The sequence below is a fragment of the Pseudomonas sp. NPDC089406 genome (assembly GCF_044900265.1).
Classification (GTDB): domain Bacteria; phylum Pseudomonadota; class Gammaproteobacteria; order Pseudomonadales; family Pseudomonadaceae; genus Aquipseudomonas; species Aquipseudomonas fakonensis.
Window position 1 is genome coordinate 24,076 of record NZ_JBJDNC010000006.1, and the last position, 11,123, is coordinate 35,198.

The 11,123-nt window shown below is 65.6% G+C and carries 9 protein-coding genes; all 9 read left to right on the top strand.

The genetic code is table 11. The annotated features are described in order from the left end of the window. The 9 genes from ACI2KK_RS05940 to ACI2KK_RS05980 all read left to right on the top strand — a co-directional run bounded on the left by ACI2KK_RS05940 (position 1) and on the right by ACI2KK_RS05980 (position 11,099). On the top strand, positions 1-1,452 hold the full coding sequence (locus tag ACI2KK_RS05940; protein ID WP_404668239.1) for a sigma-54-dependent transcriptional regulator: 1,452 nt from the start codon (positions 1-3) through the stop codon (positions 1,450-1,452). A 344-nt stretch (positions 1,453-1,796) separates the two neighbouring features. Next, positions 1,797-2,309 carry a hypothetical protein gene (locus ACI2KK_RS05945; protein ID WP_404668240.1) on the top strand — a complete coding sequence of 171 codons (513 nt, stop codon included), beginning with the start codon at positions 1,797-1,799 and terminating at the stop codon, positions 2,307-2,309. Further along, entirely contained in the window at positions 2,303-3,697 is a 1,395-nt protein-coding gene (locus tag ACI2KK_RS05950; RefSeq protein WP_217841737.1) for a polynucleotide adenylyltransferase PcnB, read from the top strand. Before ACI2KK_RS05945 ends, ACI2KK_RS05950 begins: the two co-directional genes overlap by 7 nt. Continuing rightward, positions 3,694-4,176, top strand: coding sequence for a 2-amino-4-hydroxy-6-hydroxymethyldihydropteridine diphosphokinase (gene folK, locus ACI2KK_RS05955; RefSeq protein WP_404668352.1), 483 nt, complete (start codon positions 3,694-3,696; stop codon positions 4,174-4,176). Before ACI2KK_RS05950 ends, folK begins: the two co-directional genes overlap by 4 nt. Positions 4,177-4,421: 245 nt before the next feature. Continuing rightward, positions 4,422-5,222 (top strand): 3-methyl-2-oxobutanoate hydroxymethyltransferase, encoded by an 801-nt coding sequence (gene panB, locus ACI2KK_RS05960; RefSeq protein ID WP_217841736.1) that lies wholly within the window; start codon positions 4,422-4,424, stop codon positions 5,220-5,222. After that, positions 5,219-6,082 carry a pantoate--beta-alanine ligase gene (panC, locus tag ACI2KK_RS05965; RefSeq protein ID WP_404668241.1) on the top strand — a complete coding sequence of 288 codons (864 nt, stop codon included), beginning with the start codon at positions 5,219-5,221 and terminating at the stop codon, positions 6,080-6,082. Before panB ends, panC begins: the two co-directional genes overlap by 4 nt. A 272-nt stretch (positions 6,083-6,354) precedes the next feature. Next, positions 6,355-8,019: a glucose-6-phosphate isomerase gene (gene pgi / locus ACI2KK_RS05970; RefSeq protein ID WP_404668242.1), complete on the top strand. Its 1,665-nt coding sequence runs from the start codon at positions 6,355-6,357 to the stop codon at positions 8,017-8,019. 238 nt (positions 8,020-8,257) lie between these two features. Further along, a complete protein-coding gene (gene acs, locus ACI2KK_RS05975) occupies positions 8,258-10,192 on the top strand; it encodes an acetate--CoA ligase (protein ID WP_404668243.1) in 1,935 nt (644 codons plus the stop codon). 37 nt (positions 10,193-10,229) lie between these two features. Next, positions 10,230-11,099 (top strand): oxygenase MpaB family protein, encoded by an 870-nt coding sequence (locus ACI2KK_RS05980; RefSeq protein ID WP_404668244.1) that lies wholly within the window; start codon positions 10,230-10,232, stop codon positions 11,097-11,099. Positions 11,100-11,123: the final 24 nt, after the last annotated feature.

Here is an 11,123-nt window from a genome sequence, read left to right on the forward strand (position 1 = left end):
ATGCCGCACATTCTGATCGTCGAAGACGAAACCATCATCCGTTCGGCCCTGCGCCGCCTGCTCGAACGGAACCAGTACCAGGTCAGCGAAGCCGGCTCGGTGCAGGAAGCCCAGGAACGCTTCAGCATTGCCACCTTCGACCTGATCGTCAGCGACCTGCGCCTGCCGGGCGCCCCGGGCACCGAGCTGATCAAGCTCGGCCAGGGCACCCCGGTGCTGATCATGACCAGCTACGCCAGCCTGCGCTCGGCGGTGGACTCGATGAAAATGGGTGCGGTGGACTACATCGCCAAGCCCTTCGACCACGACGAGATGCTCCAGGCGGTCGCGCGCATCCTGCGTGACCGGCAGAACGCGCCAGCCGCAACCGCTGCAGCCCCTGCCGCCGAAGCCCGCCCGGGCAACGGCAAGGCGGCCAGCGACAAGCCTGCTGCATCGGCCAACGGCGAAATCGGCATCATCGGCTCCTGCGCGCCCATGCAAGAGCTGTACGTGAAGATCCGCAAGGTCGCGCCCACCGACTCCAACGTACTGATCCAGGGTGAGTCGGGTACCGGTAAAGAGCTGGTGGCCCGCGCCCTGCACAACCTTTCGCGCCGGGCCAAGGCGCCGATGATCTCGGTGAACTGCGCAGCCATCCCGGAAACCCTGATCGAGTCCGAGCTGTTCGGCCACGAAAAGGGCGCGTTCACCGGCGCCAGCGCCGGCCGTGCCGGCCTGGTGGAAGCCGCCGACGGCGGCACGCTGTTCCTCGACGAAATTGGCGAGTTGCCACTGGAAGCCCAGGCACGCCTGTTGCGCGTGCTGCAAGAGGGCGAGATTCGCCGGGTGGGTTCGGTGCAGTCGCAAAAGGTCGATGTGCGCCTGATCGCCGCGACCCACCGCGACCTGAAAAACCTGGCCAAAGCCGGGCAGTTCCGCGAAGACCTTTATTACCGCCTGCACGTGATCGCCCTGAAGCTGCCGGCCCTGCGCGAGCGTGGCAGCGACGTCAACGAAATCGCCAATACCTTCCTCGCCCGCCAGAGCGCGCGGGCCGGGCGTGACGACCTGCACTTCTCCAGCGAAGCCGAACAAGCCATCCGCCATTACAGCTGGCCGGGTAACGTGCGCGAACTGGAAAACGCCGTGGAGCGCGCAGTGATTCTCAGCGAGAGCGCGGAAATTTCCGCCGACCTGCTGGGCATCGACATCGAGCTGGCCGACCTGGATGACGACGACGGCCTCGACAGCCTGCCGGCCCTGGTCAGCGGCAGCGCCAACAACGCCAGCCACGAGCCCACCGAAGACCTGTCGCTGGAAGACTACTTCCAGCACTTCGTGCTCGAGCACCAGGACCACATGACCGAGACTGAGCTCGCCCGCAAGCTGGGCGTCAGCCGCAAGTGCCTGTGGGAACGCCGCCAGCGCCTGGGCATCCCGCGGCGCAAGAGCAACGCCACCAGCGAGTAACCGCCCTGCCTGGGCGGGAGAATCCTCCTGCCCTGCTACTCCCCCATCGGCCTTTCTGGCCTCTTCGCGGGCAAGCCCGCTCCCACAGGATCGTCACCGGCCACAGAAGTGGCGCAGTACCTGTGGGAGCGGGCTTGCCCGCGAAAGGGCCGGCAAAGCCTGCCGCGCCCCCGAGGTAACACGGATCAGTTCCTGCAAAAATCTGTTACCTCTGCCCTGCGACGTAACAGCACACGAGGCGTACGGTAACGAAATTTCCACATTTGCCCGGCACAGAAAGCCGCCGGAATGGCCAAAACCCCCGGTTTCATTGGGTTTTCAAAAGTTGGCACGGCACCTGCTATATGTTTGGTACAAGAACAATAACAAGCACTGCAACTCAAAATAAGAACAAGACGAAACGGCTCACGCACAATAAAAACAAGACGGCGGAGGCGCAGCTAACTGATTCTTTTGGAGAGGAGTTGTGTTTGGGGCTTGCCCCACGATCAGGCAGAGAACAACAAAAACTGCACTTAAAAGCAGCACCTGAACTGATTGGACCGCAAGGTCAGCATCATCTCGGCGACCAAAGCAATCCGTTTGCTCTTTACCCCTGGTTTAGGGGTCGTTCACAAGCTTCGGGTTTTGTGAACAGGGCACTCAACAAAAACAAGAAGCCCAGCAAAAAAACAATAAGAGCACACAACGACTTGGTGGGGAGCTTCGGCTCCCCATTGTCGTTTCTGGCCCTCTGCAACGGGCCTTGGCATACCGCCTACACCATCCCTCCAGTAAATGCTAGAATCCCCGCCCATCATGCGGCCATTCTCATACCCTTGGCCGAACATTCCTTCAAACAGTGCATCCCATGCTGAAGAAGCTGTTCCAGTCTTTCCGCCCGCCCGTTCGAGGCCAACACCACAGGCGCACCACGCCTGAAGTGATCAACAAGAGCCAGCACTCGCTGCAGCGCAGCCAGTTCAGCCGGCATGCCGTGAACATCGTCGAGCGCCTGCAGTCGGCCGGTTACGAGGCCTACCTGGTAGGCGGCTGCGTGCGCGACCTGCTGCTGGGCATCACGCCCAAGGACTTCGACGTCGCCACCAGTGCCACCCCTGAACAGGTGCGTGCCGAGTTCCGCAATGCCCGTATCATTGGCCGGCGCTTCAAGCTGGTCCACGTGCATTTCGGCCGCGACATCATCGAAGTCGCCACCTTCCGCGCCCCGCACTCGGACGAGGACCAGGCCGACAGCCACCGTTCCTCGCACAATGCCAGTGGCCGCATCCTGCGCGACAACGTATACGGCACGCTGGAAGAAGACGCGCAGCGCCGCGACTTCACCATCAACGCCCTGTACTACGACCCGGTCAGCGAGCGCGTGCTCGACTACGCCAACGGCATGCACGATGTGCGCAACCGCCTGCTGCGCCTGATCGGCGACCCCACGCACCGCTACCAGGAAGACCCGGTACGCATGCTGCGGGCCGTGCGCTTTGCCGCCAAGCTGGACTTCGGCATCGAGAAGCACACCGTGGCACCGATCCGCGAGCTGGCGCGCATGCTGCGCGACATCCCGCCGGCGCGCCTGTTCGAAGAAAGCCTGAAGCTGTTCCTCAACGGCCAGGGCGCCATCACCTTCGAGATGCTGGTTGACCTGAACCTGTTCGAGCCGCTGTTCCCGGCCAGCAGCCACGCCCTCGAAGAGCGCCCGACCTACACCCACACGCTGATCAGCCAGGCCCTGAGCAACACCGACCTGCGCGTCAAGCAGGGCAAGCCGGTCACCCCGGCGTTCCTCTTCGCCGCACTGCTGTGGCCAGCACTGCCGGGCCGCGTGCTGCACCTGCAAAACCAGGGCGTACCGCCGATCCCCGCCATGAACGGCGCGGCCCACGACCTGATCGCCGAGCAGTGCCAGCGCATCGCCATCCCCAAGCGCTTCACCCTGCCGATCCGCGAGATCTGGGACATGCAGGAGCGCCTGCCACGCCGTAGCGGCAAGCGCGCCGACATGATGCTGGACAACCCGCGCTTCCGCGCCGGCTACGACTTCCTGCTGCTGCGCGAAAGCGCAGGCGAGGAAACCGACGGCCTGGGCCAGTGGTGGACCGACTACCAGGACGCCAACGACAGCGAACGCCGCGAGATGATCCGCGAGCTGGGCAGCCGCGACGACGGCGGCGCCAGCGGTGCCGGCCCACGCAAACGCAAGCGCAGTGGCAGCAAGCGCAAACGTGAGGACGACCAGGCGTGGGACTGAGCAGCACCCGCGCCTACATCGGCCTTGGCAGCAACCTCGACGAGCCCGCCGAACAGCTGCGCAGCGCCCTGCAGGCGCTGGGCCTGCTAAGCGGCACGCAGCTGGCCGCAGCCTCGGCGCTGTACACCAGCGACTCGCTGCTACCCGGCCAGCCGCGCTACACCAATGCCGTGGCCGCCATCGACACCCAGCTTGAGCCGCTGCAACTGCTCGACGCCCTGCAAGCCATCGAAAACGGCCAGGGCCGGGTGCGCAAAGAGCGCTGGGGGCCGCGCACCCTCGACCTCGACGTGCTGCTGTTCGGTGACCAGGTCATCGACGTCCCGCGCCTGAAAGTGCCGCACTACCACATGCACGCGCGCCCCTTCGTGCTCTACCCGCTCGCCGAGCTGGTACCCGCCGACTTCCGGCTTGCCGACGGCCGCGCCCTCGCGCAGCTGCTGCAGGACTGCCCGTTCGTCGGCCTGGAACGCCTGTAATTCGGGCGTTTCGGGCGGCGGTAACGCCAGTAACACCTGTGCCGTAACAATGCGGTAACAGGGTCATTGACTTCCCCCACCCCGCTCACGACTATAGGCGTCCCGCGGCGCCACACGGCCGCAATCACCCATTTAGGCCCGGACGGACTTGTGCCCGAACATCACGATGATGATGTGCCGCTCCGATTGATGAAGACACGCGTTGTACGCAGTTGTTTCACAGCGCCTGAACGAGGATGCCCTACATGCCTGAAGTAACCCTGACCACCCTGAACGGCCTCAAGGCCAAGGGTGAAAAGATCACCATGCTGACCTGCTACGACGCCACCTTCGCCAAGGCTGCCAGCGAGGCCGGCGTCGAAGTGCTGCTGGTGGGCGACTCGCTGGGCATGGTCCTGCAAGGCCATGACAGCACCCTGCCGGTCAGCAATGACGACATGGCCTACCACACCGCCTGCGTGAAGCGCGGCAACCAGGGCGCGCTGATTCTTGCCGACCTGCCGTTCATGGCCCACGCCACCACCGAGCTGGCCTTCGCCAACGCCGCCCAGCTGATGCGCGCCGGCGCGCACATGGTCAAGATCGAAGGCGCCGCCTGGCTGGCCGAGACCATCCGCCTGCTGGCCGACCGCGGCGTACCGGTGTGCGCGCACATGGGCCTGACCCCGCAGACCGTCAACGTGCTCGGCGGCTATAAAGTACAGGGCCGCGCCGAGGCCCAGGCGCGGCAGATGCGCGCCGACGCCATCGCCCTGGAACAGGCCGGCGCCGCCATGCTGCTGCTCGAGTGCGTGCCCAGCGAACTGGCCGCGGAAATCACCCAGGCGGTAAGCATCCCGGTGATCGGCATCGGCGCCGGCAGCGCCACCGATGGCCAGGTGCTGGTGCTGCACGACATGCTCGGCCTGTCGCTCACCGGCCGCGTGCCGAAGTTCGTGAAGAACTTCATGGCCGGCCAGCCGGATATCCACAGCGCCCTGGCCGCCTACGTGCAGGCGGTCAAAAGCGTCAGCTTCCCTGCCAGCGAACATGGGTTCAGCGCATGAATACCGTCAAGACCGTCCGTGAACTGCGCGCCGCCGTGGCCCGCGCCCGTGGCGAAGGCAAGCGCATCGGCTTCGTGCCGACCATGGGCAACCTGCACAGCGGCCATGCCGCGCTGGTGACCAAGGCCGCGCAACGTGCCGACTTCGTGGTCGCCAGCATTTTCGTCAACCCGCTGCAGTTCGGTGCCGGCGAAGACCTCGACAAGTACCCGCGCACCTTGGCCGCCGACCAGGAAAAACTGCTCGAAGCCGGCTGCCAGCTGCTGTTCGCCCCCACCGTCGAAGAGATGTACCCCGACGGCATGGCCGTGCAGACCCGGGTCAGCGTGCCGCAACTGTCCGAAGGCCTGTGCGGCGCCAGCCGCCCGGGGCACTTCGAGGGCGTGGCCACGGTGGTCAGCAAGCTGTTCAACATGGTCCAGCCGGACCTTGCCGTGTTCGGCGAGAAGGACTTCCAGCAACTGGCGGTGATCCGCGCCATGGTGCGCGACCTGAACATGCCGATCCAGATCATCGGCGAGCCGACCGTGCGCGCCGAAGACGGCCTGGCGCTGTCGTCGCGCAATGGCTACCTGAGCGCCGAGCAGCGCGCTGCCGCCCCGGCGCTGTACCGTGTGCTCAGCGCCATGGCCGAGGCGATCCGCCGTGGCCAGCGCGACTTCGCGGCGCTGCTCGCCGATGGCCAGGCGCAGCTGGATGCGGCGGGCTTTCGCAAGGACTACCTGGAAGTGCGCCACGCCCTGACCCTGCGCCCGGCGCAGGTCGATGACCGCGACCTGGTGGTGATTGCCGCCGCGTACATGGGTAACACCCGGTTGATCGACAACCTGTACCTGCACCTGGAAGACCGCAGCGCCTGACAGCACACCTGTAGGAGCGGCCTTGTGTCGCGAAAGGGTCGCGTAGCGGCCCCAGGATTTGCGCATCATGCAAAATCGCCGGGGCCGCTTTGCGGCCCTTTCGCGACACAAGGCCGCTCCTACAGAGTGCGTGTGTGCTCTCGAGAATATTTCATCCCCCGCCCCACCCTCCCCCATTCCCGCCTTGCAGCCATTGCCTATAATGAGCAGCTTGCAACTGGCAAAGACTACCAGTGTCAAAGCCTGACCATGCCCCAAGGAAACCATCCGCAATGGCGTATTACCGCACCCCCCACGATGTCACTGCGCTGCCGGCCTGGCAGGCACTTGCGCAACACCGCGACGCCATGCAGGGCTTCAGCATGCGCGAAGCCTTTGCCGCCGACGGCAAGCGCTTCGACCAGTTTTCCCTGAGCAGCTGCGGGCTGTTCCTCGACTACTCGAAAAACCTCATCACCGAGCAAACCCGCGACCTGCTGGTCAACCTGGCCAACGAAGTCGACCTGGCCGACGCCATCAAGGCGATGTTCAGCGGCGAAATCATCAACGCCTCCGAAGGCCGCCCGGTGCTGCACACCGCCCTGCGCCGCCCGGTCGGCGACAAGCTGAGCGTCAACGGCGTCAACGTGATGCCCGACGTGCACAAGGTGCTGAACCAGATCACCGAGCTGGTCGGGCGCATCCACGACGGCCTGTGGCGCGGCTACAGCGAAAAGCCGATCACCGACGTGGTCAACATCGGCATCGGCGGCTCGTTCCTTGGCCCGGAGCTGGTGTCCGAGGCCCTGCTGCCCTACGCCCAGCGCGGCGTGCGCTGCCACTACCTGGCCAATATCGACGGCAGCGAGTTCCATGAGCTGTCGGCCAACCTGCGCGCCGAAACCACGCTGTTCATCGTCTCGTCGAAGTCGTTCAACACCCTCGAGACCCTGAAAAACGCCATGGCCGCGCGTACCTGGTACCTGGCCCAGGGCGGCTCGGAGGCCGAGCTGTACCGCCACTTCATCGCCGTGTCGAGCAACAAGGCGGCGGCGGTGGCGTTCGGTATCCGTGAAGAGAACATCTTCCCGATGTGGGACTGGGTGGGCGGGCGTTACTCGCTGTGGTCGGCCATCGGCCTGCCAATCGCCCTGGCCATCGGCACCGCCAACTTCAAGGAGCTGCTGTCCGGCGCCTACACCATGGACCAGCACTTCCAGACCGCGCCGTTCGACAAGAACATGCCGGTGCTGCTGGCCCTGCTGGGGGTGTGGTACGGCAACTTCTGGAACGCCAACAGCCACGCGATCCTGCCGTACGACCACTACCTGCGCAACATCACCAAGCACCTGCAGCAGCTGGACATGGAGTCCAACGGCAAGAGCGTGCTGACCGACGGCACGCCGGTGAAAACCGACACCGGCCCGGTGATCTGGGGTGGCGTCGGCTGCAACGGCCAGCATGCCTACCACCAGTTGCTGCACCAGGGCACCCAGCTGATCCCGGCCGACTTCATCGTGCCGGTAGTAAGCTTCAACCCGGTGGCCGACCACCACCAGTGGCTGTACGCCAACTGCCTGTCGCAAAGCCAGGCGCTGATGCTTGGCAAAACCCGTGAAGAAGCCGAAAGCGAGCTGCGTGCCAAGGGCCTGAACGAAGCCGACATCGCCAAGCTGGCGCCGCACAAGGTGATCCCGGGCAACCGCCCGAGCAACACCCTGGTGGTCGAACGCATCAGCCCGCGCCGCCTTGGTGCGCTGGTGGCGATGTACGAGCACAAGGTGTTTGTGCAAAGCGTGATCTGGGGCATCAACGCCTTCGACCAGTGGGGCGTGGAGCTGGGCAAGGAGCTGGGCAAGGGCGTGTACCAGCGCTTGGTCGGCAGCCTGGAAGAAAGTGCAGAAGATGGCTCGACCCAAGGCCTGATCAACTACTTCCGCGGGCGTCACCGCGGCTGACTCACCCCGACACACCGCCGCTCTGTGTAGGAGCGGCCTTGTGTCGCGAAAGGGCTGCGAAGCGGCCCCAATATATCAGCACCACGCAGAATCGCCGGGGCCGCTACGCGCCCCTTTCGCGACACAAGGCCGCTCCTACACGGACCGCATGTTCCTCAAGGAACATCACCTCTGGCTACACTGTCCATCGAATAACCGCCGCTGTCCCTCGCCCCTAACAAGAGCAGGACCACCCGCCATGTTCGATATCCGCAACTACCCCGAGGCCCTGGCCACCAGCCAAGCCGCCACGCTTACCGACGCTGACTACCAACGCCTCTACCGCCAATCGGTGGAAGACCCCGACACCTTCTGGGCCGAACAGGCCAAGCGCCTGGACTGGGTGAAACCCTGGTCAAGCGTGCAGCAGTGCGACCTGAAGTCCGGCGAGGCCCGCTGGTTCGACGGCGGCCAGCTCAACGTCAGCTACAACTGCATCGACCGCCACCTGGCCCAGCGCGGCGAGCAAACCGCCCTGCTGTGGGAAGGCGACGACCCCACCGACAGCAAAGCCATCACCTACCGCGAACTGCACAAGCAGGTCTGCCGCCTGGCCAACGCTCTGAAAGCGCGCGGCGTGAAGAAAGGCGACCGGGTGTGCATCTACATGCCGATGATCCCCGAGGCCGCCTACGCCATGCTCGCCTGCACGCGCATCGGCGCCATCCATTCGGTGGTGTTCGGCGGTTTTTCCCCGGACGCCCTGCGTGACCGCATCCTCGACGCTGACTGCCGCACCGTGATCACCGCCGATGAAGGCGTGCGCGGCGGCAAGCGCATACCGCTCAAGCACAACGTCGACAAGGCCCTGGCCAGTTGCCCGGCAGTCAGCAGCGTATTGGTGGTGCGCCGCACCGGTGGCGATGTCGCCTGGAGCGAGGGCCGCGACCTCTGGTACCACCAGGCATGCGAAAACGCCGGCGACGACTGCCCGCCCGAGCCAATGGGCGCCGAAGACCCGCTGTTCATCCTGTACACCTCCGGCAGCACCGGCAAACCCAAGGGCGTGCTGCATACCACCGGCGGTTACCTGCTGCAGGCCACCCTCACCTTCAAGACAGTGTTCGACTACCGCGACGGCGAGGTGTTCTGGTGCACCGCCGACGTGGGCTGGGTCACCGGCCACAGCTACATCGTCTACGGCCCGCTGGCCAACGGCGCGGTGTCGCTGATGTTCGAGGGGGTACCCAACTACCCGGACACCTCGCGCTTCTGGCAGGTGGTGGACAAACACCAGGTGAACATCTTCTACACCGCCCCCACCGCCCTGCGCGCGTTGATGCGCGAAGGCGCCGGGCCGCTGCAAGGCACCTCGCGCAAAAGCCTGCGCCTGCTCGGCAGCGTCGGCGAGCCGATCAACCCCGAAGCCTGGGAGTGGTACTTCGAGCAGGTCGGGCAAAAACGCTGCCCCATCGTCGATACCTGGTGGCAGACCGAAACCGGCGGCATCATGCTCACCCCGCTGCCGGGCACGCCACGGCTCAAACCCGGCTGCGCCACCCAGCCGATGTTCGGCGTGCAACCGGTGCTGCTGGACGAACAGGGCAAGCTCATCGAAGGCCCCGGTGCCGGGCTGCTGGCCATCAAGGCCAGCTGGCCGGGGCAGATCCGCAGCGTGTACGGCGACCACCAGCGCATGGTCGACACCTACTTCAAGCCCCTGCCCGGCTACTACTTCACCGGTGACGGCGCGCGCCGCGATGCCGACGGCGACTACTGGATCACCGGGCGTATCGACGATGTGATCAATGTGTCCGGCCACCGCATCGGCACCGCCGAGGTGGAAAGCGCCCTGGTGCTGCACGACAGCGTCGCCGAGGCCGCCGTGGTCGGCTACCCCCATGACCTCAAGGGCCAGGGTGTGTATGCCTTCGTCACCCCCATGAACGGCGTGACAGCCGACGATGCGCTCAAGGCCGAGCTACTGGCCCTGGTCAGCAAGGAAATCGGCAGCTTCGCCAAGCCGGAACTGATCCAGTGGGCGCCGGCCTTGCCCAAGACCCGCTCGGGCAAGATCATGCGGCGTATACTGCGCAAGATCGCCTGCAACGAGCTGGACAACCTGGGGGACACCTCCACCCTGGCCGACCCCAGCGTTGTGCAGGGGCTGATCGACAAGCGCCTCAACCAGTAACCCGCGGCCCGGGTGGCCGCCCGACAGCAAGGCCGCCATGGAAGCCCTACGCCGCCGTATCGAAACCCAGGTCATGAGCCTCACCGGGCTGGCCCTCGGCCAGCTCGACCTGGAAACGCCCAAGGGCGACCCGGGGCTGTTCGGCCCGCAGAGCATCAGCTGGCAGGTGCACGGTGACTTCCCCAGCATGCTGGTGGGCGGCATCAGTGCATTGATGCTGCAACTGCTGCACCCGCTGGCCCTGGCCGGGGTGTGGGACCACTCGAACTTTCGCCACGACCTGCTCGGGCGCCTGCGCCGGACCAGCCAGTTCATCTCCGGCACCACCTTCGGCTCGCTGCGCGACGCCGAGTGGCTGATCGACAAGGTGCGCACCATTCACCTGCAAGTGGTCGGCACCGCCCCCGACGGGCGCCCCTATGCCGCCAGCGACCCCGACCTGCTGACCTGGGTGCACGTGGCCGAGGTGAGCAGCTTCCTCGCCGCCCACCTGCGTTACCGCAACCCGCACCTGCCGCGCGCGCAACAGGATGCCTACTACGCCGAGATCGCCCTGATTGCCGAACGCCTGGGGGCCCGCGACGTACCGCGCTCCTGCGCGCAAGTGGAGGCCTACCTGCAACGCCTGCGCCCACAACTGCAATGCAGTGCCCGTAGCCTGGAGGTGGTCGACATTCTGCTGCGCGCCCCGGCCCCCAGCCGCCTGGCCGAGCCGGTCGGCAAGCTGATGCTCAAGGCCGGTATCGACCTGCTGCCAGAGTGGGCCGCGCAGATGCTCAGTCTTGAGCAATCGGCACTGGAACGACGCCTGGTGCGTCTGGGCCTGGCCAGGACCGCTCCGCTGCTGCGCTGGGCCATGCGCGACGGCTCGGCGCACCGCGCCCGGCGGCGCATGGGCCTTGAATAAGGTATTTTGGTCGGCTCAGCGGAA

Bases quoted from the DNA above. Each gene is read 5' to 3' on its own strand.
- ACI2KK_RS05940 (WP_404668239.1), top strand. From the start codon at position 1: ATGCCGCACATTCTGATCGTCGAAGACGAAACCATCATCCGTTCGGCC.
- ACI2KK_RS05945 (WP_404668240.1), top strand. From the start codon at position 1,797: ATGTTTGGTACAAGAACAATAACAAGCACTGCAACTCAAAATAAGAAC.
- ACI2KK_RS05950 (WP_217841737.1), top strand. From the start codon at position 2,303: ATGCTGAAGAAGCTGTTCCAGTCTTTCCGCCCGCCCGTTCGAGGCCAA.
- panB (WP_217841736.1), top strand. From the start codon at position 4,422: ATGCCTGAAGTAACCCTGACCACCCTGAACGGCCTCAAGGCCAAGGGT.
- panC (WP_404668241.1), top strand. From the start codon at position 5,219: ATGAATACCGTCAAGACCGTCCGTGAACTGCGCGCCGCCGTGGCCCGC.
- pgi (WP_404668242.1), top strand. From the start codon at position 6,355: ATGGCGTATTACCGCACCCCCCACGATGTCACTGCGCTGCCGGCCTGG.
- acs (WP_404668243.1), top strand. From the start codon at position 8,258: ATGTTCGATATCCGCAACTACCCCGAGGCCCTGGCCACCAGCCAAGCC.
- ACI2KK_RS05980 (WP_404668244.1), top strand. From the start codon at position 10,230: ATGGAAGCCCTACGCCGCCGTATCGAAACCCAGGTCATGAGCCTCACC.